Origin of the sequence: Paeniglutamicibacter terrestris (genome assembly GCF_012271785.1) — a bacterium.
GTDB classification, from domain to species: Bacteria; Actinomycetota; Actinomycetes; order Actinomycetales; family Micrococcaceae; genus Paeniglutamicibacter; species Paeniglutamicibacter terrestris.
Map to the genome: position 1 here is coordinate 537,630 of NZ_JAAWVT010000001.1, position 26,200 is coordinate 563,829.

The 26,200-nt window shown below is 60.4% G+C and carries 23 protein-coding genes and 1 riboswitch; of the genes, 13 read left to right on the forward strand and 10 right to left on the reverse strand.

Annotated features, from left to right (window positions below):
* Positions 1 to 334: 334 nt before the first annotated feature.
* The 3 genes from HED64_RS02470 to HED64_RS02480 are packed head-to-tail and all read left to right on the forward strand — an operon-like array spanning position 335 to position 3,453.
* On the forward strand, positions 335 to 1,651 hold the full coding sequence (locus HED64_RS02470; RefSeq protein ID WP_168150507.1) for a quaternary amine ABC transporter ATP-binding protein: 1,317 nt from the start codon (positions 335 to 337) through the stop codon (positions 1,649 to 1,651).
* Positions 1,651 to 2,499: an ABC transporter permease gene (locus HED64_RS02475; protein WP_168150508.1), complete on the forward strand. Its 849-nt coding sequence runs from the start codon at positions 1,651 to 1,653 to the stop codon at positions 2,497 to 2,499. The genes HED64_RS02470 and HED64_RS02475 overlap by 1 nt, the downstream gene beginning before the upstream one ends.
* 54 nt (positions 2,500 to 2,553) lie before the next feature.
* Positions 2,554 to 3,453 carry a glycine betaine ABC transporter substrate-binding protein gene (locus tag HED64_RS02480; RefSeq protein ID WP_168150509.1) on the forward strand — a complete coding sequence of 300 codons (900 nt, stop codon included), beginning with the start codon at positions 2,554 to 2,556 and terminating at the stop codon, positions 3,451 to 3,453.
* Between the two features lie 337 nt (positions 3,454 to 3,790).
* On the opposite strand, the gene HED64_RS02485 is transcribed toward HED64_RS02480, so the two are convergent.
* The 3 genes from HED64_RS02485 to HED64_RS02495 all read right to left on the reverse strand — a co-directional run bounded on the left by HED64_RS02485 (position 3,791) and on the right by HED64_RS02495 (position 6,367).
* Positions 3,791 to 4,183 carry a hypothetical protein gene (locus tag HED64_RS02485; protein WP_168150510.1) on the reverse strand — a complete coding sequence of 131 codons (393 nt, stop codon included), beginning with the start codon at positions 4,181 to 4,183 and terminating at the stop codon, positions 3,791 to 3,793.
* 65 nt (positions 4,184 to 4,248) lie between these two features.
* Positions 4,249 to 5,625, reverse strand: coding sequence for an FAD-dependent oxidoreductase (locus tag HED64_RS02490; RefSeq protein WP_168150511.1), 1,377 nt, complete (start codon positions 5,623 to 5,625; stop codon positions 4,249 to 4,251).
* Between the two features lie 310 nt (positions 5,626 to 5,935).
* Positions 5,936 to 6,367, reverse strand: a complete 432-nt coding sequence (locus HED64_RS02495) for a VOC family protein (protein WP_168150512.1) — start codon at positions 6,365 to 6,367, stop codon at positions 5,936 to 5,938.
* 271 nt (positions 6,368 to 6,638) lie between these two features.
* Between HED64_RS02495 and HED64_RS02500 the strand changes: the two genes are divergently transcribed.
* Positions 6,639 to 7,136: a MarR family winged helix-turn-helix transcriptional regulator gene (locus HED64_RS02500; protein WP_168150513.1), complete on the forward strand. Its 498-nt coding sequence runs from the start codon at positions 6,639 to 6,641 to the stop codon at positions 7,134 to 7,136.
* A gap of 243 nt (positions 7,137 to 7,379) precedes the next feature.
* Positions 7,380 to 7,498, forward strand: a riboswitch (SAM riboswitch).
* A 40-nt stretch (positions 7,499 to 7,538) separates the two neighbouring features.
* Positions 7,539 to 8,084 (forward strand): OsmC family protein, encoded by a 546-nt coding sequence (locus HED64_RS02505; RefSeq protein WP_132359664.1) that lies wholly within the window; start codon positions 7,539 to 7,541, stop codon positions 8,082 to 8,084.
* A gap of 74 nt (positions 8,085 to 8,158) precedes the next feature.
* Here the strand turns inward: HED64_RS02505 and aztD are convergent, their stop codons facing one another.
* The gene (gene aztD, locus HED64_RS02510) at positions 8,159 to 9,481 is read right to left on the reverse strand and encodes a zinc metallochaperone AztD (protein WP_245325605.1); all 1,323 of its coding nucleotides are present in this window, start codon (positions 9,479 to 9,481) and stop codon (positions 8,159 to 8,161) included.
* Positions 9,482 to 10,383: 902 nt separating this feature from the next.
* Here aztD and HED64_RS02515 point away from each other — a divergent pair.
* Positions 10,384 to 11,937 (forward strand): amino acid permease, encoded by a 1,554-nt coding sequence (locus HED64_RS02515; RefSeq protein WP_425351767.1) that lies wholly within the window; start codon positions 10,384 to 10,386, stop codon positions 11,935 to 11,937.
* 124 nt (positions 11,938 to 12,061) lie between these two features.
* Here the strand turns inward: HED64_RS02515 and HED64_RS02520 are convergent, their stop codons facing one another.
* Entirely contained in the window at positions 12,062 to 12,667 is a 606-nt protein-coding gene (locus HED64_RS02520; RefSeq protein WP_168150515.1) for a TetR/AcrR family transcriptional regulator, read from the reverse strand.
* A 101-nt stretch (positions 12,668 to 12,768) separates the two neighbouring features.
* On the opposite strand from HED64_RS02520, the gene HED64_RS02525 reads away from it, so the two are divergent.
* Entirely contained in the window at positions 12,769 to 13,158 is a 390-nt protein-coding gene (locus HED64_RS02525; protein ID WP_168150516.1) for a DUF1304 domain-containing protein, read from the forward strand.
* A gap of 39 nt (positions 13,159 to 13,197) precedes the next feature.
* On the forward strand, positions 13,198 to 14,208 hold the full coding sequence (locus tag HED64_RS02530) for an NADP-dependent oxidoreductase (RefSeq protein WP_168150517.1): 1,011 nt from the start codon (positions 13,198 to 13,200) through the stop codon (positions 14,206 to 14,208).
* 13 nt (positions 14,209 to 14,221) lie between these two features.
* Here the strand turns inward: HED64_RS02530 and HED64_RS02535 are convergent, their stop codons facing one another.
* Positions 14,222 to 14,956, reverse strand: coding sequence for a FadR/GntR family transcriptional regulator (locus tag HED64_RS02535; protein ID WP_342590632.1), 735 nt, complete (start codon positions 14,954 to 14,956; stop codon positions 14,222 to 14,224).
* A gap of 168 nt (positions 14,957 to 15,124) precedes the next feature.
* Positions 15,125 to 16,864, reverse strand: coding sequence for an L-lactate permease (locus HED64_RS02540; protein WP_168150519.1), 1,740 nt, complete (start codon positions 16,862 to 16,864; stop codon positions 15,125 to 15,127).
* A gap of 241 nt (positions 16,865 to 17,105) precedes the next feature.
* Here HED64_RS02540 and HED64_RS02545 point away from each other — a divergent pair, with 241 nt between their 5' ends.
* The 3 genes from HED64_RS02545 to HED64_RS02555 are packed head-to-tail and all read left to right on the forward strand — an operon-like array spanning position 17,106 to position 20,040.
* On the forward strand, positions 17,106 to 17,906 hold the full coding sequence (locus HED64_RS02545) for a (Fe-S)-binding protein (RefSeq protein ID WP_168150520.1): 801 nt from the start codon (positions 17,106 to 17,108) through the stop codon (positions 17,904 to 17,906).
* Entirely contained in the window at positions 17,903 to 19,408 is a 1,506-nt protein-coding gene (locus tag HED64_RS02550) for a LutB/LldF family L-lactate oxidation iron-sulfur protein (RefSeq protein WP_168150521.1), read from the forward strand. Before HED64_RS02545 ends, HED64_RS02550 begins: the two co-directional genes overlap by 4 nt.
* Before the next feature lie 5 nt (positions 19,409 to 19,413).
* On the forward strand, positions 19,414 to 20,040 hold the full coding sequence (locus tag HED64_RS02555; protein WP_168150522.1) for a LutC/YkgG family protein: 627 nt from the start codon (positions 19,414 to 19,416) through the stop codon (positions 20,038 to 20,040).
* 166 nt (positions 20,041 to 20,206) lie between these two features.
* Here the strand turns inward: HED64_RS02555 and HED64_RS02560 are convergent, their stop codons facing one another.
* On the reverse strand, positions 20,207 to 20,725 hold the full coding sequence (locus tag HED64_RS02560; RefSeq protein ID WP_168150523.1) for a hypothetical protein: 519 nt from the start codon (positions 20,723 to 20,725) through the stop codon (positions 20,207 to 20,209).
* A gap of 355 nt (positions 20,726 to 21,080) precedes the next feature.
* A complete protein-coding gene (locus tag HED64_RS02565) occupies positions 21,081 to 21,893 on the reverse strand; it encodes an IclR family transcriptional regulator (protein ID WP_168150524.1) in 813 nt (270 codons plus the stop codon).
* Between HED64_RS02565 and HED64_RS02570 the strand changes: the two genes are divergently transcribed.
* A complete protein-coding gene (locus HED64_RS02570) occupies positions 21,801 to 23,231 on the forward strand; it encodes an MFS transporter (RefSeq protein WP_425351768.1) in 1,431 nt (476 codons plus the stop codon). The genes HED64_RS02565 and HED64_RS02570 overlap by 93 nt on opposite strands.
* Before the next feature lie 155 nt (positions 23,232 to 23,386).
* On the opposite strand, the gene HED64_RS02575 is transcribed toward HED64_RS02570, so the two are convergent.
* Positions 23,387 to 25,126 carry an L-aspartate oxidase gene (locus HED64_RS02575; RefSeq protein WP_168150526.1) on the reverse strand — a complete coding sequence of 580 codons (1,740 nt, stop codon included), beginning with the start codon at positions 25,124 to 25,126 and terminating at the stop codon, positions 23,387 to 23,389.
* Between the two features lie 77 nt (positions 25,127 to 25,203).
* Between HED64_RS02575 and HED64_RS02580 the strand changes: the two genes are divergently transcribed.
* Entirely contained in the window at positions 25,204 to 26,145 is a 942-nt protein-coding gene (locus tag HED64_RS02580) for a LysR family transcriptional regulator (protein ID WP_168150527.1), read from the forward strand.
* The last annotated feature ends 55 nt before the right edge of the window (positions 26,146 to 26,200 follow it).

A 26,200-nucleotide genomic window follows, 5' to 3' on the forward strand; every position in this document is an offset into this window, starting at 1 on the left:
ATACTATTTACAAATCGCAGCATTCAACCACCCCGATTGAGCCGTAGATCACTCAAAAATCGACCCAATATTGAATTTCTACCTGACGCGAATTTCGTGAAGCTTCAACTGCTATTTTGATGCAAATTGGCGGGACTCAATGAGCCAAGACAGTGTCGAGTAAGAGCGGGCGAACGTCCAAAAATTGGCGTGTTCACGCGACGGGATGTTAGCGTGGAGGGCTCAGCTCTCTTCTGTTTGCGCGAGGCCTGCCAGCCAAATGCAACGGTCAAGTGAAAAGAATGAATAAATCGTATTGTCGGATACCCCGTGCAATACGTGGATGGAATGACGCATGAATTCAACAATAGGACCGCCTTCATCGGCCCTACGTGTCACCAATGCCTTTAAGATATTTGGGCGCAAACCACAGGAAGCATTGAAGGCATTAAAGGACGGTAAATCACGCAAAGATGTCGCCGCGCTGGGCACCGCGGCCGTCATTGATGCCTCCTTTGAGGTCAAGCCGGGCGAGATCTTCGTTGTTATGGGATTGTCCGGTTCAGGCAAATCGACTTTGATCCGTATGCTCAACGGTTTACTGCCCATGACCAGTGGCTCGGTTCACGTTGGCGACACCGACATCAGCAAGATCTCCGGCAAGCGCCTGCGTCAGGTGCGGCAAAAGAGCGTTTCGATGGTCTTCCAGCACTTCGCCCTCCTACCGCACCGCACGGTGCTGGAGAATGCTGCCTACGCACTCGAGATCCAGGGCGTAGACAAAAAGAAGCGCACCGCGCAGGCCACCAAAATGCTTGAAACCGTCGGACTGACCGGTTGGGGCGACAAGTACCCCGGACAGCTCTCCGGCGGTATGCAGCAGCGCGTCGGGTTGGCCCGGGCATTGTGCTCGGAAACCGACATCCTGCTGATGGACGAGGCTTTCTCCGCGCTTGACCCATTGATCCGCCGCGACATGCAGGAGCAGCTCGCCTCCCTGCAAGCGGATCTGGGCAAGACGATCATTTTCATCACGCACGATTTGAACGAGGCAATGTTCCTTGGGGACCGCATCGCGGTGATGCGCGACGGTGAAATCGTTCAAATCGGGACGCCCGATGAAATCCTCACGAACCCTGCCAATGAGTATGTGGCATCCTTCGTTCGCGATGTGGACCGCACTCGCGTACTGACGGCCGGAAGCGTCATGGAGAACCCGCGTGCCGTGGTCAGCATTAATGGCGGCGCACGCGCGGCCCTGTTGACCATGCGCGAACAGCAGACCTCCGGCTCCTTCGTCATCGACCGCAATCGCAACTTCCGCGGAATCGTCACCGACCGTGAGGTCATGGCACTGATTGACCGGGGCGACTCGGACCTGACGGAAATTCTGACACGCGCCGACGACGCGGTTTCCTCAGAAACTGCGCTGAACGACCTCTTTGGCCGGTCCGTGGAAAGCAATACTCCCCTGCCCGTCGTCGATGAGAAGGGCCGACTGGTCGGCGCGGTTGCACGCGCAACCCTGCTGGCAGCCCTGGGCAATGTCCCCTCAACGACCGACGCCATCCAGATCGTAGAACCCGGACAGAGTGCGGGAAACAACGACGGCAGCCAACAACCGGCAATTTTCGCCCCAGACCCATCGGGTGAAAAGGGAGGCCTTCTCTAATGGCTAACGACTTATTTAGGATTCCCGTCGGTAAGTGGGCCGAAAGCGGCCTGGACTGGGTCATCGAAAACCTCGGTGCCTTCTTCGACGGTGTTAAAGCCTTCTTTTCCCAGTTCTACGCAGGACTCGACTGGGTCCTGACGACCCCTCCATTCTGGGCCGTCATCGTCGTCCTGGCCGCTCTGGCTTTCTGGCTCAAGGGCTGGAAGCTAGCGCTGGGCAGCACCATCGGGTTCCTGGTGATTTACGGCATGAACCAGTGGGAAAACGCCATGCACACCTTGGCCTTGGTGCTCGTAGCATCCATGGTCGCTGTCATCATCTCCGTACCTTTGGGTATTGCCGCAGCTAAATCCAGTGCCGTCTCCAGGGTCGTCAAACCAGTCATGGACTTCCTGCAGACCATGCCGGCGTTCGTCTACCTGATTCCGGCATTGTTGCTGCTGGGTGTTGGCCCGGTCCCGGGCATCGTGGCCACGATCATCTTTGCTCTGGCCCCGGGCGCCCGCTTCACCGAGCTGGGCATCCGCTCCGTGGATAGCGAAGTGGTAGAGGCAGGGCAAGCATTCGGTGCCTCGCCGATGCGCATCCTGCGTCAGATTCAGATCCCTCTGGCCATGCCCACCATCATGGCCGGCATCAACCAGATCATCATGCTTTCACTCTCCATGGTTGTTATCGCCGGCATGGTCGGCGGCGGGGGCCTTGGCGGTGCCGTCTACGCGGCTCTGACTGGCCTGAACACCCCGCTGGGCGTGGAATCAGGTCTCTCCGTCGTCATCCTGGCGATCTTCCTTGATCGCGTCACCGCTTCGCTGAGCAAGGTCAAGCAGCACTCCGCAGCGTAACCATTCCCCCATTAGCGGCCCTGCAACATGGGGCCGTCGAGAAAGGCACGAACCATGAGGAAAAAACTCGCATCTCTAATCGCCGTGGCAGCAGCCTCGACGCTGGCACTGACCGCGTGCGGTTCCGGCGGCGGCGCTGCCGCCGGTCCGGACAACGGTGATAAGCAGGATGTCACCATCGGCGTCTTCGCCGGCTGGGACGAGGGCCTTGCCGTGTCCCACCTGTGGGAGCGCATTTTGGAAAAGAAGGGCTACGACGTGACGCTCACCAGCGCAGACGTCGCACCGGTCTTCTCTGGGCTCTCCACCGGAGATTTCGACATGGCCATGGATGTCTGGCTTCCGGACACCCACGCCAAGCCGATGAAAACCTACGGTGACAAGATCGTCAAGCTGGGAACGTGGAACGAGAACGCCAAGCTGACCGTCGCTGTTAATAAGGACGCCGACATCGATTCTTTGGACGAGCTTGCCGAGAAGGCAGACATGTTCGGGAACCGCATTGTGGGTATCGACCCGGGTGCGGGCCTGACCACGGCCATGAACGAACGTGCCATCCCACAATACGGGTTGGAGAAAATGGACTTCGTGACCTCGTCCACCCCGGCCATGCTGACCGAGTTGAAGAAGGCAGACACCGCCGGGGACAACATCCTGGTGACCCTGTGGCGTCCGCACTGGGCCTACGACGCGTTTAACATCAAGGACCTCAAGGATCCCAAGGGCGCATTGGGCGCTGCCGAGAGCCTGAATACCTTCGGTAGCTCGACGTTCAAGGAAGACTTCCCCGCCCTCACCGGTTGGATGAACGATTTCGAGATGGACGAGAAGCACCTCTTCTCCTTGGAGAACGCCATGTTCGGCGCCGAGGAAACTCAGGACTACGAGCCGATCGTTGACCAGTGGATCTCCGAGAACCAAGAATGGGTCGATTCGCTCACCGCAGCGAAGTAATCGAACACCATTTATCAAACGGCCCGAGGGTTTTGAGGGTCACCGGCACATCGTGCGGTGTCCTTCGAAATACCCGGGCCGTTTTTGTGCCCGGCGCCCAGCGATCCCGTCAATGGGTTGCCCACATCTCAGGTCTTCGCCCAGCGCCCGAGCGTTGCCGGTGACAGCAACTAGATGGCATGCCTGCGCGGCGAATGGCTGTGAGTGCTGCCCGGTGTCAGAACCATGCTGAAGGGCCAACAGCCATGGCGAGATGATGCACTGAAAATGGTCAGCGAACTGTGGGTTTTTTCCACGAGGCAGCCCATTTCTAGGATCTTTGCCCTGGAACCGTGACCTAGTTCCAGTGGGCGATGACGCCAAGTACCTTGCTCAGGATAAAACCGGCGAGCAGCGACGCGGCCGTCCAATACAAAAAGCGCACATGTGAGCGCGGCTTTTCTAACTGCCAAGAGCCGGTTTTGTCTTCGCGGTAGTAGACCAGCGCCGCACCCTCTGGAACGTGTGGGTGCTCGAGCACCAGAAGTTCGCTACGAATCGTGCCGTCCGCAGTATGGAAGACCAGACATTCCTGCCCCTCGAGCACGGCAATCTGATAATCGGTGCTCTTCCATTCCGCATCGCGGCGGCGTTCGGCCACGGCGAAGGCATAGAATCCGGCCGCGGCAATGAGCGCCACCCACCCTATGAGGTTGAGTGCGGGCCCTAAGCTGATCAGCAGGTCTTGCACGTTTTCATCTTATGGGCTGGATCCTCCCGGCACAGCATCCACGTCCCCGAGCGATCGAAGAGCTATCAGCGGGCGAATGACCCGAGTACCTCGTTCAGAGCCTCCGTCGAGGAGGGATGCGTGAAAATTGAGTCGCGTAGCGTGGTCGAGGTGACGCCCTGCCGCATGGCCAGAGCCACCAGGTTGATGACTTCTTGGGAATCCACATGCATCAGTGCAGCACCAAGGATCAGGTCATTCTGGGCATCGACGACAAATTTGATGATGCCCCGGGCATCTCCCACAATCTTGGGCCGGGGCATCGCAGCAATCTCGGCAACTTTCTTGACGGCGACCTTGATCGACAAACCTTGGGTGCGGGCATCCTGCTCGCTCAGTCCTACCCGGGCCAGTGGTGGCGTGGTGAAGGTGGTGTGGGGAACCGCGACACGGTCGGCCGTTGAGCGCTTACCGCTGCCCAGGATCGCATCGCCGACAATCCGGTTGTCGTCAAGGGACACGTAGGTAAATTGCGGTCCGCCGTTCACGTCTCCCAGGGCGTAGACCCCCTCGGCCGTGGTGCAGAGGTGATCGTCGACTTTGATGGCTCCGGATGCTGTGGTCTCGATGCCCGCAGCCACTAGGTTCAGCTCATGGGTGGCGGGCGTGCGCCCGAGGGCGATGAGCACCGCGTCGGCCTCGATGTCTTGCGGCGCTCCGTCTTGCTCATAGTAAACACGAGCGGTGTGCGCATTCTGACTGATGCGCTGCACACTGGCCCGAACCTTGATTTCAACGTCCACGTCGTTCAGCGCACTAAGCACCTCTGCCGCAACGTCTTCGTCCTCGTTCTTCAGTGCTCGTGGCCCGCGGTCAAGCACCGTGACTTTGGATCCGAAGTGCCCGAACATGGACGCGAATTCCAAACCGACCGGTCCGCCGCCGATCACGACCAGGGACTTGGGTAACGGTGCATGTTGCAGCGTGGTGGAGTCGTGAATTCGACCGCCGATGCTCGCGCCCTCAAGGTCAGAGCTGGCGGGAATCGCACCGGTATTGATGATGATCCGCTTGGCCCCCAGCTCGAGCGTTTCGTCCCCGGCGTGAACGCGGATGCGGCGTGGGCCGATGAAGCTGGCCCGACCGGTGATGGTCATGACCGAATCCAAGGTGTCGAGCATGGAAAAATTCTTGGCTCGCATCATGGCGGTGAGTTTGTCCCGGCGCTCAACGGCCGTATCGAAGTACTCGGGGTCAAAGCCGTGGCCAGCATGATTCTCCGCGTCGTGGATCAAGATCTTGGTAGGAACACAGCCAATGTTGATGCAAGTGCCACCGTACATTTCCTTTGATGCTTCTACGATGGCAACTCGTTGTCCCGCGCGGGCCAGAGTTCCGGCAAGCGTTTTGCCACCCTTCCCCCAGCCGATGACGATAAGATCCAGATCGTTTTCGTCTTCCATCTTGGGGACATCCTTTATCTGTGGAAATAAGTTGTTGACCACCGACGAGTCTGTCCTGCCACGGGGTACGAGGTCAAGAAAAGCTGGCACCGATCAAAGAGGTGGACAAGGATAGTTCACTGTCTCGCAGGCACTTGAGGACTACAAGGCCACCACTCGGCAGCCGGTTCAAGGTTCCTCATCCTGCCCAGACAGGAGCCTTCGTGCGGACATGAAAATGCGCGAGGTCCATGCCTACCTGAGGCTTGATCTCGCGCATTTTTCCTTGCCAACGTGAGTTGGCTTTCATGGGGCAGGTGGGAGTCGCAGGTTAGTTGCTGGGCGCTCCGGCGCCATCGATGTTGACCATCCAGTCAACCCCGAATTGGTCGGTGAGCATGCCAAACCAGTCGCCCCATGGGGCCTGCGCTAGCTCCTCGCCGATCTTGGCTCCTTCGCTGAGCTTTTCCCAGTACCCCGTCATCTCGTCCTTGTCGTCGCCGCTGAGGGTGACGGAAATGGCGGTGCCGCCCTTCCACTCCATGGAGGCTGGGGTGTCTGCGGCCATCAGGTTCAAGCCATTTGGAGCACGCAGGTGCCCATGCATGATCTTGTTGTCGTCCTCGGCGTTATCGGTTTTTGCGAACTCGAAGTCAGCAAAGGGTCGCAAATCCAACTCGCCGCCAAAAATCGACTGGTAGAACTCAAGCGCCGGACGCGCAGTATCGCGGAAGCTGATGTATGGGTTGAGAATAGTGCCCATGATGGTCTCCATCTATCGAATTGGCGGCGTGCAACAACTAGTCATTCTGCCCGTTACTTCGTGATCCGGGAAGATCTCAAGCTCGCTGTTTACGATAAGTTCTCTCACCTAGCTGACTTGCAACTATTAACTGTTGGTGAGTGCCTTTTGGCTGCTCGAGGGCTGTCGATTCGAACCTAAACGTTCCCTGGTACTTCCATGGCACCGCGAACAAGGCAAACCAAGAGGCTCGGAGGACTATGAATCGTGACTTCGCATCTAAAATGGTTCCATGACTTCCCCGTTCTCCGATTCCCGTGTCGGCCGAGGCCCGGCAGCCGAACCTTCGGCACTCGAACCGCTGATCAATGATGTGGAAAAACAGTTCTCGATCATGGTCGTCAAGGCGCGCCAAGCCATCCGCCGGCGTGCCACTGCCATCCATCCCGAGCTGCAACCGCTTGGCTACAAGGTTCTTTCGATCCTTGCCAGCGAAGACGCCCAGCAACAGATCGTCCTAGCTGAGGAACTGCAGGTCGATAAGGCCACGATGAGCCGGATGATTAAGTGGCTTGAGTCCAAAGAGCTGGTGACCCGCGTCCCGGATCCCGACGACGGGCGGGCGATGTTAGTCAGCATCACCGACATCGCACGAGCAGGATATTTGGAATCCAGCGCCGAGTCACGTCGCCTGCTGCGCAACCGACTCGGGTCCTGGGAGCCGGCGGAAATCCAACGCTTTGTCGATTTGCTCTCAAAACTCAACGACAACGACGCAGTCGCGCGGTAGCCCTGGTCCGACCAACGAGCACCTGCACCGCTTCTTCCGCCACGGCAGTGCTCACGTTCCCGCATCCCGCTGGAACGAATTTTTCGTCGACAAACAACGGTTGATTCATTCCAACATTCGCCAGAGAGGGGATTTCTCCCTTCTCAGCAGGCACTTATTTGAGTTACGTTCCGATCTGCTGTGAAGAATTATTAAGCTCATACGTTGCGTGCGCACCTCACAACCAGCAACACTCATAAACAGAATCACGAGCTCCCGTCATGCACGACCCTGGTCGACGGGACAGCAACCCTCTGCGTCATAGCGGGGTGCTCCAGGTGACGATTCGACGCGGTCCAAAAGGAATCGCGTAAGTATGGCGTCGTGCATGGCATGCGCCAGCCACGAAAGGATCCCTATCTCATGTCCGAAACGTTGATCGACTCAACTCTAGAATCGGTTCGAGCCGAGAAGCTCACTGCCGCAGGTACTGCATGGGGCGAGCGCATTGCCGCAAACACTGCAAGTGCGGCCCTCACCTTCAAGACCAGCGGAATCTCTACCGGTTCGGTCTCCAGCGAAATCACGGCAGGTAAGCACCGCTTCATCGTTGACGAACCCGAGGCGCTGGCCGGAGACGATGCGGCAGCTAGTCCCGTTGAGTTCGCCCTCGGCGCCCTCATCTCCTGCCAGGTCGTTGTCTACCGTTTATACGCTCACCAGTTGGGCATCACCATCGATTCGCTGGAGATTAGTGCGGATGCCGATTTGGACGTCCGCGGGCTCTTCGGCATCGAAAAGAGCGTTCGCCCCGGTTTTGGTGAGGTGCGCCTGCGCGTCACCATTGACGGACCGGAATCTCGCGAGCGCTACCAAGAACTACAGTCGGCCGTTGACGCTCACTGCCCGGTACTGGACATCATCTCCAACCCGACGCCCGTGAGCATCGAGCTGGTGACCGCCAACTAGAATCACTGCACACCAACGCTGGGTCGGCACCGCTCGTGGTGAGCGGTGCCGACCCAGACCATCACTTCGTCGGGTTATCCCTTAATGGAGGTGATCTCGTTGGGCACCTTGGGCAGGAGCACGGAATTGCTCACCTTGCCCGTGGCTAGATCCACGAAGTGCAGCTGGCTGGTGGCTGGCTCGGTGACGAAGGCAGTATTGCCCGAAACGTGGAGGGCTGGGCGCGGCTGCTGCCAGTCGACGGGCTCTTCCCACGCATCCACCACGGGGATGCTATTGGTTTCCTTGCCAGTAGCTTCGTCATAGATATGCAGGGCGCCATCGGTGCCCAGCAGCAGCGCTTCTCCCACCAGGCTGCGGCCCAGTGAGCGGAACGAGTAGCTGTAGTCGATGTCCACGAGCTTTAGTTTATTGCTCGCGGTATCTGTCAGCGAGAACGTTTGCGGACGTTCAAGCTCGGCATCCTTCTCGGTCTTGTAATCTCCCAAAACTACCGAGGAGACCTCGCTTCCGACCTGGTTGCCGATGCGTCCATAGGTATCCGGAGCTTCAACCTTGGAGATTTTCTCATCCTTGATGATTAAGATCCCGTCTTCGCAGCCAACCACCACGGTTTCATCCTTGGCTGTCGCTTCACCGTGCACTCCGGGGCACTGGTTGTTCTTTGCGACGGTTTCCCGTTGGTCTTTGGCATTCGGTGCCGAGAGCAATTTGATGGTGTTTCGGGAGTCGGCGTTGCCCTCGGTCGTCAGCAATTTTCCGTCGGACAGCTGGACGGCGACACCATGGTGCGCCTCCGGCGAGGAAACCACCTCCGCGTTCGGAAGTGCGGCATTGTCCAATTTGGCTGATTCGAAGATGCTGATCTTGCCTGTTCCGTCATCAAAGAGCGCCGTGTGATCCGCATGCGCGACGGCATGACCCGGCTTTTGCGCCGGGAAGATCAAGTCCGTCAGCGCTGGCGTGGAGGTGTAGTGGTGGGAATGGTCGCCGTGCTTTTCGGACCATGCCCCGGTGTCAAGCACCTGGAACCCTCCGGCGGTGGAAACCAGTGCACGTCGACCATCGCCAGCAGGATTCACCCGATTAAAGCCAGCGAGTGCAAGGTCGGAGACGACTTCGCCATTGCGGGCATCCGCGACGAGCAGTCCTCCGTCGTAGGTGAGAACTAGGCGAGGTGTCGCCGCTCCAGCTTCGGCCACGGCCGCGCTGGGAGTTGTTGCAGAGGCGGCCGATGCCTCGGGGTTCGGCGCTCCCTGATTGGTGGAGCCCGAAGCGCATCCAGCCAACAGTGCGCCGGCGGCGATCAGGGCAAGAGCGGAAGCGTTTTGGCTCCAGCGTCGGGTATCCCACGGGGCAAGGGTTCGGGTCGTGGCGGTAGTTTTTTCACGTGACATACCTAGCAGCGTAATTTAAATGAGAATCATTCACAACAGTGAAGAGCGGGCGTCGCCGCGAGTCGCTATTGAGAAGTGATCGCATCTAGGATGCGCGATTATCGATTCGAGGGGACACTTCACCCGCTGGGTTGCCGCACCTTGGCTGCGATCAAAAGACCGACATGGGCGCGGAATCCGAGGCGCTCAAATCGCTCAAACCATGCGCACATGCAACGGCAAAGAGTGGGGCGGCCGGGAAAGAAAGCCGCGGAATTCCTACGGCGTAGGCACTTCGGCCAGAGGATTTAACACCGCGTTGACCAAGTTTCGCGGTAACCAAGCTCCGCTCGAGGTTTCGGTCCGCTCGCACCAAAACGCAGGCCGCAGCGCGGTCGGCCCTCCCCTGCTGACATATAACGACCCAACCAGCTGACCCCCACTTCGCGAAGCATCAACGCCTCCCGGCGGGCGTCGCGCAGCATCGCCGATGCGGTCTTTATGACATATTCGCGTCATAATGAAATGATGTCGCACCTCAAAAACGGCGTCGAATCTAAGCAAAAGCAGCAAAATCTGCGGATGGATCCGGCGTTCGAGGGGTGAGATCCCGCCCCGGAACCGGGACGGCAGTACGACCCCGATCCACGTAGTTCATCAGCAGGAGAGCCGTTAGTGCAACAGAAACGCTGTGTCTCGGGACACGCAAGAATAAGGCTACCCATCCAGACCGCTGTGGCTCGCAACATTGGATTCGCGCCAACAGATCGCCTGAGCTACGCTCCACAAATTTTGGTGCAGCCTCGCCAGGCGTCGAGCATTTCCATACTCGTTGGACCCGGCATCTCGGCGCCGACCGCAGCCTCTAACTCGACTGTGACTCAAGTCGCACTCACACCGCTGGGTGGTGTTTCATGAGTCCCATGAGCAGAACAACCGCAGAACTTGAACCCGAATCTCCGGTACGGCCTGGAGCCGCAACGGCGGCCGGTTCGGGAACCACACCGACAGCGCTAGATAACGAACTCAAGCGCGGACTCAGCAGCCGCCACCTACAGATGATTGCCATCGGTGGAGCCATCGGTACCGGGCTGTTTGTCGCCTCGGGCGGCACCATCTCCCAGGCCGGCCCCGGTGGCGCACTGGTGGCTTACGCACTAGTTGGCCTCATGGTGTTCCTGCTGATGCAGTCGCTGGGCGAGATGGCAGCCAAGATACCCGTGGCAGGATCCTTCCAGACCTTCGCCACGCGATTTGTTTCTCCTTCCTTCGGGTTCGCCATCGGCTGGAACTACTGGTTCAACTGGGCCATCACCGTTGCCGCCGAGCTGGTCGCGGCCGGAATTATCATGGACTTCTGGTTCCCCGGAGTTCCCGGATGGATTTGGGCCGGAGTCTTCCTGGTGCTCTTGACCGGGCTTAATGCCCTATCGGCCAGGTCCTTTGGGGAAAGCGAGTTCTGGCTCTCGATGATCAAGGTGTCAGCAGTGATCCTGTTCCTGATCGCTGGCGTCCTGATGATCCTCGGCATCCTTGGTAACGACTCCCCCGGGATGAGCAATTGGCAGAACCGTGAAGATGTCTTCCATGGTGGTTGGGTTTCTATCATTTCCGTCTTCATGATCGCTGGATTCTCCTTCCAAGGCACCGAGTTGGTGGGCGTGGCCGCCGGCGAAGCAAAGAATCCGAGGCGCGAAGTTCCCAAGGCTATCCGCAATGTCTTCTGGCGCATCATGATTTTTTACATCGGCGCCATCTTCATCATTGGCTGCCTGATCCCGTTCACCGACCCCAGCCTGCTGGCTTCAGGCGAAGCGGACGTTGCGGCTTCACCGTTCACTCTGGTCTTTGAACGAGCAGGCATCGCCTTTGCCGCGGCGCTGATGAACGCGGTCATTCTTACCGCGATCCTCTCGGCCGGAAACTCCGGGCTCTATGCCTCAACCCGCATGTTGTACTCCATGGCTCACGACGGCAAGGCTCCCAAGATCTTTGGCCGCACCAATTCACGTGGCGTGCCGATCCCGGCGTTGCTGGCCACCGCGGCGGTGGGCCTCTTTGGCTTCTTGTCGGCCATCGTTGGCCAAGGTGCAGCGTATGCGTGGTTACTCAATGTTTCGGGGCTCTGCGGATTCATTGTCTGGGCGGGAATCGCGATTTCGCACTACCGTTTCAGGCGTGGCTTCCTGGCGCAGGGCAACAAGGTCAGCGATCTGCCCTACAAAGCTTCATTCTTCCCCATCGGTCCGCTGCTGGCCTTCGCTGTACTGATCCTGGTGATTGCCGGACAGAACTATCAAGCGGTGCTCGCCGGGCACGGGCTCGAAGTACTCTCCTCCTATATCGGTCTACCGATCTTCTTGGGATTGTGGCTCGTGCACCGGATGGTCACCAAGTCGCGCGTCGTTCCGCTGCTGGACATGGATCTTTCTGCGCCCCAGGACGTTGAGGACGAGCTGGCTACTCAGGCTAACTAGTCCAAACTATCCAGAGAATCGAATAGTCCCATCACGACCAATGCCCCCGGGTGGTTCCGAAATTGCGGATCCGCCCGGGGGCATTGGCGTTCTTCGTCCCGGAAAGCTGTTGGCCCTACGGAGGCTACCGAGCCACGTCATCCGTTTGTTGCCATAGTTGAACCTGCTCGGCCGCCGAATCGAGTGTCGCCAAGGCCTCAGCCACGTTCACGCGCGACATCATCAGGGCACTCACCGTCAGCCCGGCAATTATTCTGGCCCTGGCCAGCGCCTGCGACTCGGTGAGCAGCGGGTTGGCGACTCGAAGCGCTCCCGCAACACCATCCCTGAGTTCAAGTTGGTATCCGTCGATCAGGATCCGCAGCGGCTCATCGCTTCCCCCGAGTCCCGCCGCGGTATTCAGCAGCAAGCAGCCCCGGTTTTTGCTTTGGGCAGCGGCCTGGGCCACCGCGCTAGAGAGCGAGCTCAGGTACCACGATGTGGCATCCGCACGATGCGCCGGATCGCTCAGAAGCCCGAGTCGTGGACGCAGCACCCGGTCCATGTAGTCCTGGATGACCGCGTCAAAGAGGCCGCGTTTCGAGCCAAAGCCGTGGTAAATGCTGGAGCGTCCCAGGCCCGTTGCGGCTTCAAGATCCGCGATCGACGTGGCATCAAACCCCTTCTCCCAGAAGGTGCCGCGAGCATCGCTGAGCGCCTTCGATGTATCGAATTCTTGGACTCTGGCCATCAGACCCGAAACCCCCTAGTTTTGTGTAACGGTCATTCCAGTATATATTGGAATGACCGTTACACAATCAATCGATTCATTCCAACCAAGGAGCTTCCAAGATGTTGCTGACCACCATGATTTTTGCCGGTCTTGCCGCAGTGATTCACGTGTACATCTTCATCCTGGAGTCCCTGCGCTGGGATCAGGCCAGCACCCGGGCTGCCTTCGGAATCCACAGCGACGCCGAAGCCGCGGCCACCAAGCCGATGGCTTTCAACCAAGGGTTTTACAACCTCTTCCTGGCCATCCTGACGCTGACGGGCATGGCCTTTGTCCTTGGATCGTCCACCACCATCGGTGCGACGCTGATCTTTGCCGGCACCGGCTCCATGGTCGCTGCCGGGCTGGTCTTACTGCTCTCCTCGCCCAAGCTGGCACGAGCGGCACTAACCCAGCTAGCGGCCCCGGCACTGGCCATCATTTTCGGCGTCATCACCTTCACCCGGTAGTCCTTTCACCTTCACCACTCGAAACGGAGCATTTGCCCGATGTCATTTTCCACCAGCACCCAGATTCACTTGGCCAGCCGTCCCACCGGGTGGCCAACGGATGCGAACTTCTCTACCGTCACCGTTGAACTGCCCGAACTGCTTGACGGTGAAATCCGGGTAGCCAACGAATTCCTCTCCGTTGACCCATATATGCGCGGACGCATGAACGATGCCAAGTCCTACGCGGCGCCCTACGCCCTGAACGAGGTGATGACCGGCGGAGCCGTTGGCCGTGTGGTTGCATCGCGCGCCGACGGATTCAACGTTGGAGATCCGGTTCTTCACCAGCTCGGCTGGCGCGATGTCACCCAGGGCGCTGCCAGCAACTTCCGCGTAGTGCAGGAGATCAACGGACTGCCGCTGTCAATCCATCTGGGCATTCTGGGTATGACGGCCTTCACCGCCTATGTCGGCCTGCTCGAAATTGCCGGCATGAAAAGCGGCGACACGGTCTTCGTCTCCGGTGCCGCGGGCGCCGTGGGCAGTACCGTCGGTCAGATCGCTCGCCTCAAGGGAGCCAAGCGAGTTATCGGATCGGCCGGCAGCGCGGCAAAGGTCGAGCTGCTCACCCAGAAATACGGGTACGACGCAGCCTTCAACTACAAGGACGGTCCTGTTCGCGAGCAGCTGCACGCGGCGGCTCCGGAGGGCATCGACGTGTACTTCGACAATGTGGGTGGAGAACACCTCGAAGCAGCCCTGGATGCCTTCAACCCCGGTGGCCGCGGCGCACTCTGTGGAGCCATCTCGGTTTATAACTCGACCGAGGCACCTGTTGGTCCGCGCAACATGAGCAACATGGTCACTCGCGGGCTGAACCTCAAGGGATTCACCGTCGGGAACTACACCGAACATTACCCGGCCTTCATGGCCGATATGTCGCAATGGCTCAACCAGGGCAAGATCGTCTTCGACGAAACCATCGTCGAAGGTCTGGATAACGCGGTGGACGGTTTCGTTGACCTCATGCGCGGTGCAAACACCGGCAAGATGGTCATCAAGCTCTAAAGCTCCGGAAAGATCAGAGCTGCGCAGATTCGGTGTAGAACCACTGAATATGTTCGCGCAGCAGTTCGGACGCCAACGCTCCGTTGGCGTCCGACACTGCTTGGTGGATGCCATGGTGTTGGGCACGCAGCACCGTGGCGATCTTCTGCCAAGCGGCATCATTGGCTACCGATTCGCTGACGTAGTCGCTGATGGACAGGCGTAAGGACTCCATCATGGATTCGATCACGGCATTGCCAGCCAGTGATGAGAGCAGCACATGAAATTGGGAGTCAAGGTCGTGGAATTCTTCGCGATCGAGTCCGGGCTCATCCATGGCCTCAAGTAATTCGCTGGTTCGGCGTAGCACCTCGGCGCTGCGCGCCGGATCCCGGGTCAGATCGGCCGATTGGGCCGCCCAAGTTTCCAACAGGATGCGGGACTCGACGATGTCGGCGACCGAGAGTTGGCGCGAGGCGACGTGCATCCGCAGGGTCGCCGAGAGGCCAATGGCCGGATCGGAAATGACTACTGCCCCGGAGTTGGGCCCGGAACCACTCGAGGTGCGCACCATGCCCATGGCGTCAAGAATCCTAATCGCGTCACGCACCGAGGCCCGTGAAATCCCATGAGTTTCGGCCAATGATCGCTCCCCCGGCAGCTGATCCCCGATCTTGATCTTTCCGGCACGAAGGTCAGCTTCGATGCTGGTCAGGACGGTTTCGTAGGCACGGGCAGGCTGCGCAGGATTCTTTTCTTTGTTACTCACTGCTTCTTGTCCCCAGGTCATGGTTAGTACGCGGTCCACCTGACCACTGAACGAATCCCTCAAGCTTAGTGGGTTTCCGAGCAGGCAACGGTAGCGGGTCATCAAAGAGATATCTCGCCGTGTCCCGCAACCGTTGCCTGCTCATGATGACCTGCTGCCGTTGCCTGCTTACGGGGTCGGCAGCATCCAGCTCAGGATCGGCGTGGACTGCAGGTAGACCAGCACACACAGCACCAACAGCATGCCCACGGACCAGCCGGCAACCTTCTTCAGGATGACCGATTCCTTGCCCTCCATGCCCACGGCGGTGGCCGCAATGGCCAAGTTCTGTGGGGAGATCAGCTTGCCAACCACACCACCGGAGGTGTTGGCGGCAACCAGCAGGTTCGGGTCGATGCCGGCGTTGATGCCGGCGGTTTGCTGCAGCTTTGCAAACAAGGCGTTGGCGGAGGTGTCGGAGCCGGTAACGGCCGTGCCGATCCACCCCAAAATCGGGGACAAGAAGGCAAAGAACGCGCCGGTTCCGGCCAGCCAGGTGCCAATGCTAATGGTTTGGCCCGACAGGTTCATGACATAGGCCAGAGCCAGGACCGAGAGGATCGTGGTCGCCGCCCAGCGCATGTTGAAGATGGTGCGCCCGATTTCCAGGATGGCATTCGAGACCTTGATCTTGTACTTTCCACCGTCGTCGTTGAGCGAGTAGACAATGGCGACAATCAGGCCCGTGAAGAGCAACAGGGTCCCGGGGTTCGAGAGCCACGAGAAGTTGTAGATCGTTGAGGAAACGGGCTTGCCCTCGCCGTCGAGGATGTGGCCGTAGAGCAGTGGCCACTGGATCTTCACGTCGGTGGAGGCCAGTGCGCCGGGGATGTTCACACCCAGCTTCCAGAGCTTGGCAATGCCGAAGATGACGATGACCAGCAGGTAGGGGAAGAGGGCCAGGAAGGTGGGGCCAACTTCCAGCTTCTGCTCGTGTCCACGGTAGGCGGTGCCGGATCCGGCGTGTGCCTTGCCGCCCTTGTCTGCATGATGTACTCCCTCGGCGGCTTCGCCCACCAGGACGCGGGCACGGGCCTCGTCGCGGCCCTTCGGGGTCCAGAAGCGCAGGAAGATTACCGCCGCAGCCAGGCCAGCGAGCGAGGCAACGATGTCGGTGAGTTCATAGGAGAAGTAGGTAGCGCAGAGGAACTGGGCGACGGCGAAGGCTCCACCGATGACCAGTGCTGCCGGCCAGACTTCCTTAACACCGCGCTTGCCATCAAGGATGAAAAGCAACAGTGTCGGGACAAAGATGGCCAGCAGCGGTGCCTGGTGCCCGACGATGGCGCCGATGTGGTTGGCGTCCAGCCCGGTCAGTCCGGCGGCGGTGGTGATCGGGATGGCGACGGCTCCGAAGGCGACAGGAGCGGTGTTGGCCACCAGCACCGCGGCTGCAGCACGTAACGGAGCCATGCCCAGGGCCAGCAGCATCGTGGCGGTGATGGCCACTGGGGCACCGAACCCAGCCAGTGCCTCAAGCAGACCGCCGAAGCAGAAGGCGATCAGGATGGATTGGATGCGCACGTCCCCGCCGCCGATCACGTCAAAGACGCGACGCAGGTCCTCGAACCGCCCGGAAACGACGGTGATCTGATAGAGCCAGATTGCCATGATGACAATCCAGACCACGGGGAAGGCCCCGAAGACCGCGCCCATCACCCCCGACATCAGAGCCATTCCCGCCGGCATCTTGAAAACGAAGATTGCCACCAGGATGGCGACCAGCAATGAGGCTAGGCCCGAGACGTGAGCCTTGGCCTTTACGACGGCCAGCATGACGAAAAACGTTAGCAGCGGAAGCAGGGAAACGATGGCGGATAGCGCAATGCTTCCGGCCAATGGATCGGTGGTGGGGGAAAAGGTGTCCACGGGTCGTCCTTCGCAAGTGAGAGTGGAGCGCGGATAAGAGGTCATGGTGGACGCTCATCGACGCCCGTGGTCGGACCACTATGGTCCGACCACAAAAGCATAACGCAAGTTGAATGTTTTGGTGAGTGGGGTCACAGAAGTATTTTTGCCTTCACTGTCGAGCTGGACGTGGGCCCAATCACGTCCTAGTATGGTCAGACCACACAATTTCCCCGGCTGAGTACGCCTGAAGGGTCATCGAATGAAAATCGCACTTTTCGCCACCTGCATTGTTGATGCCATGTATCCGCAAACCGCACGTGCCACGGTCAAGATCCTTGAGCGCCTGGGCCACGAGGTCATCTTCCCCTCCGGCCAGGCCTGCTGCGGTCAGATGCACATCAATTCCGGTTACATGGACGAGGCTCTACCCGTGGTCACCAACCATGTGAACGCCTTCGAATCCGTGGCCTACGATGTTGCGGTTGCTCCGTCCGGTTCCTGTGTGGCTTCGGTCAAGCACCAACATCCGGTCCTCGCCGAACGCTGCGGGGATGCCGCGCTCAAGGCCCGGGCCGAAGCCGTGGGTGCCAAGACCTACGAGCTGTCCCAGCTTTTGGTCGATGTCCTGGGTATAACCAATGCCGCCGAACAGCTGGGATCACATTTCCCGCACAAGGTGACCTACCACCCCTCCTGCCACGGGATGCGCTCACTGAAATTGGGTGACCGACAGCTAGACCTGCTCAAGAGTGTGGGTGGCATTGAATTCGCTGACCTACCCGAGGCCGACCAATGCTGCGGATTCGGCGGCACCTTTTCCCTGAAGAATGCCGACGTTTCCTCCGCCATGTTGGACGACAAGGCCCGGAACATCGAATCGACCGGCGCCTCCTTGTGCGCCGGAGGTGACGCCTCCTGCCTGATGCACATCGGCGGCGGACTTTCGCGCACCAAGTCCGATACGACGACCCTGCATTTTGCCGAGATCCTAGCCAGCACCATCACCGAGCCGGTCTCGGTGACCGGCGACATCCTCGTAGGAAAGGCGGGCGTGCGATGAGCAACGTCTTCATGGGCATGCCAACCCTGCCGGTCTTCGGCGACGGCAACCTCCACATCGAGGAAACGTTCCCCACGGCCGCTCACCGCGAACTGGGCAATACGCAAATGCGCGCCAATCTGCGCCATGCCACCCACACCATTCGCGATAAGCGCCTGAAGGTAGTGGCGGAACTTCCCGACTGGGAAGAATTGCGCGACGCCGGATCTGCCACCAAGAATCTGGTCATGGCCAATCTGCCGGCATTGTTGGAGGAGTTTGAAAAGAACTTCACCGCGCGCGGCGGCATCATCCACTGGGCCCGCGATGCCCATGAGGCAAACAGCATCGTCGCCGGGCTGATCAAGGAACAAAACACCACCGAGGTCGTCAAGGTTAAGTCCATGGCCACCCAAGAAATCGGGCTCAACGAGTACCTCGAGGAACAAGGCATCTCGGCCTTCGAGACCGACCTGGCCGAACTGATCGTCCAGTTGGGTCACGATAAGCCCAGCCACATCTTGGTCCCGGCGATCCATAAGAACCGCACCGAGGTCCGCGATATCTTCCTGGCCGAGATGCCCAACGTGGACCCGAACCTCACCGATGAACCTCGGCTGCTGGCCATGGCCGCCCGCGAACACCTGCGCCGCAAGTTCCTCTCGGCCAAGGTCGCTATCTCCGGCGCCAACTTTGCCCTGGCCGATTCCGGCACGCTGGCAGTGGTTGAGTCCGAGGGCAATGGCCGGATGTGCCTGACGCTGCCTGAAACCCTGATCACCGTGATGGGCATCGAGAAGCTGCTGCCGGGCAAGGAAGACCTCGAGGTCTTTATGCAGCTACTGCCACGTTCCTCCACCGGCGAGCGCATGAACCCCTACACCTCGCTGTGGACGGGAGTCACCGAAGGTGACGGACCACAGAATGTGCACCTAGTGCTGATGGACAACGGTCGCACCGCGGCGTTGGCCGACAAGTACGGGCGCACGGCACTGAATTGCATTCGCTGTTCGGCCTGCATGAACGTTTGCCCGGTCTACGAGCGCACCGGCGGCCACGCCTACGGGTCCACCTACCCGGGCCCAATCGGCGCGATCCTCACCCCGCTACTCACCGGCATTACCAGCGAGGAAAACAGCACCCTGCCCTACGCTTCCTCGCTGTGTGGCGCCTGCTACGACGCCTGCCCGGTGAAGATCAACATCCCCGAGATCCTCGTACACCTGCGCGGTGAAGACGTGGACTCCAAGCGCGGGGAAAAGAAGCTTCCCTCACAAATGGATCTGATGATGAAGGGTGGGTCCTGGGCCTTCTCTTCGGGCAAGCATCTGGGCCTGTTGGAAAAGGGATTGCCGTTGGGCAAGCTCGCTGCGGGACGCGATAAGAAGATCAAGGCCCTGCCCGGTATCGCCGCCGGGTGGACCCAGTCCCGAGATATCCCCGCTCCCCCGTCGCAGTCCTTCCGCGACTGGTGGAAAAAGGACCATACGCCGGTTGCCGCCACCAATAAGCAGGAGAAGTAAATACGATGAGCGCCAAGGAAGAAATCCTCTCCCGCATCACCTCTGCCCTGCGCGATGCCCCGGCACCGGGCCCCGTTCCCCGCGAGTACCGCATGTCCTCGGATATGCCGGAGGTCGAGCTCATTGAGCTGCTGGTCGATCGGCTCGAGGACTACAAGGCCCACGTTGACGTGGTGGACGTCCCACAGCTTCCGGCGACCATTGCCGAGCGTTTGAAGGATGCCACCAGTTACGTGGTGCCCCACGGCATCGATACAACGTGGCTGCCCGCTGATGACGCGCGGCGCCGTATCGATGCTCCGGGCGCCGTGCTCAGCGTGACCGAGCTGGATGGCACCGATGCCGTGTTGACCTCCTCGGCCGTTTCCATCGCCGAGTCCGGCACCATTGTGTTGGACGGCAGCGGCGACCAGGGCCGTCGAGCGATTTCGTTGGTTCCCGACCACCACGTGTGTGTGGTTCCCGTGTCGTCGATTGTGCGCTTACTGCCCGAGGCTATGGCGCGCATGGACATCACCTGCCCGCTGACGTGGATCTCCGGACCGAGCGCCACGAGCGACATCGAGCTCGAACGGGTTGAGGGTGTGCACGGTCCGCGTCAGCTGGACGTCATCATCGTCAAGGGGCTCTAAACTCCGGATACCGGGAGCTGTTCCTCGAGGGCCCGCGCCGGCGTGGGGCTCGAGGGCAACCCCGGAACGTCCGTGGCCCCGGCAGCTACGGATACCCGAGTCGCTACGATGTGACCCCCACAGGTTCGGGGGCCACATCGTAGCTGTGTCAGGGCAGGAACTCAGGCTAGTGGCCGCCGATCACTCCCTTCTCGATCGCCTTGGTGACCGCGTCGGCCTCGGCTTGGGTGAGGGTCCCCTCGTCGACCGCCGTATCCAGCTTCGACTTCAGCGCGGCGGCCCGTTCGGTTTGGCCAGCCGCGCGGAGCTCCTCAAGCGCCGTGGTGACCTTAGATTCCTCGATGCCCAACGAATCCGCCAAGGACTTGGCAAGTGCCCCATCCAGCACGGAACGTTCGGGGTTCTCGGCGCCCTCGGTGCGCTCGGTCGGCTTGTTGGCCTCCCTGAACGTGTCCAGTGCGTCGCTGAGCTTGCTTTCATCGACGCCCAGCTTCTCGGCCAGGCCGGAGACCATTTCCCCACCCCCGCCGCGGTGGCCGCCGTGCCCACCGCGTTCGGTTGGTGTGGACTGCGTGGTGCCAGCCGCCGAATCGGCCGCGGAGGCGACTCCAGCCAGGCCCAGCCCGGTGACCAGAGCCAGAGCCGCGGCGGAGGTACTCAACACCATTATCTTTTTCGCTGCCATGAGTGTTCCCTTCAGTGGTCGCCCGGAGCGGTACCAATTGTTGGTCCGGCATTCTTCGCCGGCTCCCTTCCAACAATGCACGACATCGATATGCCAGGACTGTTCGATGGCTGGGCACGGGCTGTGACCATCTGAAAGTACCTGTTGGGTCCCGGCTGACGGTATCGGGCCGCGTGTGGTTGGCCGCCTAGGGGTTGCGCACCGACGTCTCCGCCGTGTCAATCCCAGGCTCCGGCACCGTCGCGATAGATCGCAATGACCATTGGAACCGTCGCGCCGAGAAGGCACGAGCCGGCATGGTCGAAGTAGGAATCCATCGCGGAGGGGTGCCGGAGCACCGGCCGATCCGCGCCGATTACTGCTTGTCTCGGTCCAACCCGGCGCCGCCGGCCACCTCGCTCAGCCGCTCTTCCAACAGTTTGGCGGTGCGCGCCGTCTCTCCGAGCAGGCCCGCGTCGAAGACCTCCCGGAAGCGGGATTGCGGGATGGCCACACTGATGCCACAGACCACGTCGCCGTCGGCGTTTGTTATGGCCATCCCCAATGCGCTGACCCCCTCTTCTGTCCCTTCGAAGTTGGCAGCGAACCCGCGTTCCCGAACGAATCCGAGTTCGCGCACCAGCGCGGCATATTCCGGCTCGTCAAGTCTGCGCGCGGTGGCCGCTTCCCCGCTGTAGAGCCTTTCCAGCTCGATCGGATCCAGCCGGGCCAGCATGGCCTTTCCGGCAGAGGCCCGGTGAGCGGGTAGCACCGCACCTTGGCGGTCCCCGACGCGTACCGGCTTCGAACCTTCGATGGTGGTCAGGAAACGCACTTCCCCGCCCACACGTACCATCAGGTTCACGGTTTCTCGCATCGTGGCCGCCAATTCCTCCAGCAACGGCTGCGCCAGGGCACGCAGCTCGCTGATCCTGCCGTGGCCGGCCGGTCCGGCCCCGAGCGCGGGACCGGGAACATAGCCGCGGCCCCTCGCGCGTTCGGCAAAGCCGCGATAGATGAGCATGGCCAGCAGCCGATGGGCCGTGGAGGGCGAGACCCCGAGCTCGGCGGCCGCGTCTTTAAGCCTGACGGATCCGTGGTCACGCAACAGCTCGATCAGTTGCAGGGCGTTGTCGACCGCTTCAATGGGGTACTGAGGGGTCTTCCGGCTAACCCTAACTTTCTGCACACCAGAATTATATGCTCAGTCACACTGAGACCGGCAACACTTGTACCTATGACTTTTTCCACATCGAACGCCGTTGCGGGTTCTCCCGGACAGAACATCGGCAATTCGTCGCAGCCCAGGAACATCTCAAACCGCAAGGCCGTGCTGGCCATTGTGACCTGTTGGCTGCTGGTGGTTTTTGATGGCTATGACCTCATTGTGTACGGCACCGTGCAGTCTTCCCTGCTGGCGATCGATGACTGGGGGCTGACCCCTACGACGATGGGCACCATCGGCTCGCTGGCCTTCGTGGGCATGATGATTGGTGCGCTCGGAGCCGGCCGTTTGTCGGACATGTTGGGACGACGCCGCACCATCCTTGCCTGTGCGATCACCTTCTCCACGCTCACCGTCCTGTGCGCCTTCGCCCCCAACCCCCTGGTTTTCGGTGCCCTCAGGCTCTTGTCCGGCATCGGTCTGGGCGGGCTGGTTCCCTCCGCCAACGCGATGGTGGCCGAACTGGTGCCGGACCGCTGGCGCTCAACCATGGCCACCTTGATGATGTCGGGGGTGCCGATTGGTGGTTCAATCGCCGCCGTCACCGGCATCTGGGTTATCCCCGCCTTCGGCTGGGAAGCCATGTTCCTCATAGCGATCATTGCTCTGGTGGTGGTAGTTCCCTTGGGGTTCCGCTACCTGCCCGAAACGCTGTCCTTCAAGCACCGCAGCGGACCCGGCGCACGCCGCGGCTCGGGCTTCGGCCAGCTGCTACGCGCCCCCTACGCCGGCGCCTCGATACTCTTTGCCGTTGCCTCACTGGCTATCCTTTTCGCCTGGTACGGCCTGGGTACCTGGCTGCCCAACCTCATGGAACAAGCCGGCTATGACCTAGGATCCGCGCTCACCTTTGCACTGGCTCTGAATTTGGGTGCCGTGGCAGGCTCCGTCGTCACGGCCTGGGCCGGAGACCGATTCGGGGCTTCCCCCACGGCAGCAGCCGCCGCTTTGGTGGCAGGTATTGGCCTGGCCGTGATCATGACTTCACCGCCGGTCGGTGTTGTCTACGCGATGCTGATCCTTGCCGGTGTGGGCACACATGGCACCGCCGCACTACTGATTGCCGCCGTGGCTAACCACTACCCTGAGCGCTTGCGCGGCACCGCGCTGGGCTGGGCAATGGGTATGGGCCGCATCGGTGCCGTCGCCGCTCCTCAGGTCGGAGGATTGCTGCTGGCCTCCGGGCTTGGTGTGAACTCGAACTTCATGGCTTTCGCCTTCGGCGCGGTGTTGGCCGCAGTGCTATTCGCTGTCATCGCATTCCGGGTCAAGCCCGTGGCAGATCCGGCGGAGCGGGGCTAGAGGCCCATTCCGGACCTATCTTCGTCCAGAAAAGCCGAAGTACGCACGCTTCCGGTACTCGAAGCGGCGAAGCGCCGCCGCGTCGGCAATTTTCAGCCAAAGCTGTGGCCCGGCAGGGAATCTGGCGGGCCACAGCTCAACTACGCGATCGAAGACTACTCAACAAGCTTCCCGACGCTCGAGACGTCCTTGATCAATTCGGCGACCTCCGCGGACATCTCCGGGATCACCTCACGAACAATCCCTGCGGATGGGGACCACACCAGGTTCACCTGCAGTTCCGGATCCATTTGCGGGTAGTCACTGCGGTTGTGGCAACCACGGGTTTCCTTGCGTTCCAGCGCAGCCTCGAGGGTCGCACGGGCGGCCAGTGCGGAACCCAATAGATCGAAGGCGTGGGCGAGGTCCTGGTATCCGGCAATATCCGGGTGGATCCCCACATTTTCCATCCGCGCTTCAATCTGCGTGAGCTTGGCCAGCCCCGCCTTCAGTCCGTCCTCATCGCGCACCACTCCCGCATGTTCGGTCATCATGTTGCGGATGGCCCGCTGCAACTCCCGGACGTTTTCCTGCCCGTCGGCCACCAGTAGGTCATCGATCTCTGTCCGGGCGCCGGCAATGGCTTCGGCCGAACGCTGCTGAGAATCCAATCCGGCGGAGTACTTCGCCGCGGCGCGTGCCACGATGCGGCCAAAGACCAACAGCTCGATCAGCGAGTTTCCACCCAACCGGTTAGCTCCGTGCAATCCGCTTGAAGCCTCACCGATCGCGTACAGGCCCTGGACATCGGTGCTGTGGTCCTCTGGACGCACCCAGACCCCACCCATCGAATAGTGCGCGGTGGGGGCAATCTCGATCGGTTCGGCGGTGATATCGAGCATCTGGGTTTCCATCATGGTTTGGTACACCCGAGGCAGTCGCTCCATGATGACCTCGCGAGACAGGTGGGAAACGTCAAGCCAGATTCCACCGTTCTTGGTGCCGCGACCTTCCTGGATCTCGGTATAGGCGGCCAACGCCACACGGTCTCGGGTGGAGAGTTCCTTACGGATCGGATCGTAGCGTTCCATGAAGCGCTCCCCGAGTGCGTTGCGTAGGATGCCGCCCTCTCCGCGGGCGGCTTCGGAGATCAGAGTACCTGCGGCATTCTCCGGTTCAATGATGCCCGAGGGGTGGAACTGGACTAGTTCGGGATCCCGCAAACGAGCTCCGGCGTCAACGGCCAGGCGGAAGGCATCACCGGTGTTTTCATCCCTGCGCGAGGAGGTGCGGCGCCAGATGCGGGTGTGGCCGCCGGCTGCAAGAATCACCGAATCGGCATGGATGAGGTAACGCTTGCCGGTGTTGATATCGAAGCCATAGGCGCCAAAGATCTGGTTGTCTTTCACCAGCAGACGTGTGACGTAGACCGAATCGAGGATCGGGATCTTCAGCTCTTCGGCCCGATTCACGAGACTGCGCTGGATTTCCAGTCCGGTGTAGTCACCGGCAAAGGCGGTGCGGCGGAAGGTGTGCGCACCGAAGAAACGCTGCGAGATCCGACCGTCGTCCTCACGGGCGAAACCCATACCGTAGCGTTCCAGATCGCCGATCCCCTGTGCCGCACCGCGGGCAACAATTTCGACGGTGTGTGGGTTGGCCAGGAAGTAGCTTTCCTTGATGGTGTCGGCCGCGTGTTGCTGCCAGGTGTCGTCCTTGTCCATGGTGCCCAGCGCCGCATTGATGCCTCCGGCAGCAAGCGAGGTGTGGGCGTCATTGCGCGGACGCTTGCCCAGAGCGAGAACGTCAACCCCCATTTCTGCCAGCTCGATGGCCGCCCGAAGGCCCGATCCGCCGGTGCCAATGACCAGGACCGTAGTGGAAATCTGTTGCTCATTCTTGGGTTGGTTTCTCATGTCTTCAACGCTAAGAAGGCGTCCACGATTAGTCCAATGAATCCTTCGAGTCATGTCGATGCATATAAGCTATCGATATGAATTTGGAACAGCTCCGAAGCTTCGTGGAAGTTGCACGAATCGGCCATTTCACGCGAGCCGCCGCACTTTTGCATCTGGCCCAGCCCTCGTTGAGTCGGCAGATTTCTACGCTCGAATCCGACCTTGGCGCGGAGCTTTTTCACCGCGTCCGGGGCAACATCACACTCACCGACGCCGGCGAATCACTACTTCCGCTGGCTCGGCGCATGCTTGCCGACGCGGAATCCGTACGCTACGAGATGCAGGAACTTGCTGGCTTGAGGAAAGGCAGGGTGCGGCTCGGGGCAACCCCGACACTATGCATCAGCTTGGTCGCCGATGTCCTGACCTCATTCCACGCCGCCTATCCTGGCATCGATCTACACCTGACTGAACAAGGGTCACATGGCCTGCTCGAAGAGTTATCCGAAGGTGCACTGGACATTGCCCTGATCACTACCTCGGAGGATCCACAGAACGCGTCCAGCATTTTGCAAAGGACTCCACTGCTCACCGAGGAACTTGTCCTCATCTCTTCGGCGCGTAGCGAGTTACTCACGGGTCGTGAGTCCATGACGCTCGGAGACATAGCAAAGCTCCCGCTCATCACCTTCCACGAAAGCTACGACCTGCGGGCAACCACCATGCAGGCGTTTTCGGCATCGCGACTCAACCCCACCGTGGTTCTGGAGGGAGCCGAAATGGATGCGGTCCTGCGCTGTGTTGAACGCGGGCTCGGGGTGGCGGTGGTTCCCGCCATGGTCATGGTCGATCGACCGGGGCTTCGATCGGTCAGGATTACCGAACCCCGGCTGACCCGTTCCATCAGCATTGCGCATCGCCACGACGTGACCCTGACACGCGCCGCAGCAGCGATGCAAGAAATGATCATCAATACCGCCGATCTGTTCGCCGCCGCCCACACCGGTGCCGCGGCCACCATTACCCGCTTGCACTAACCCCCTTGCCGAGAGCAGGGCATGTCCCGCCAAATCTAGGACGGGCCGTGGCCGG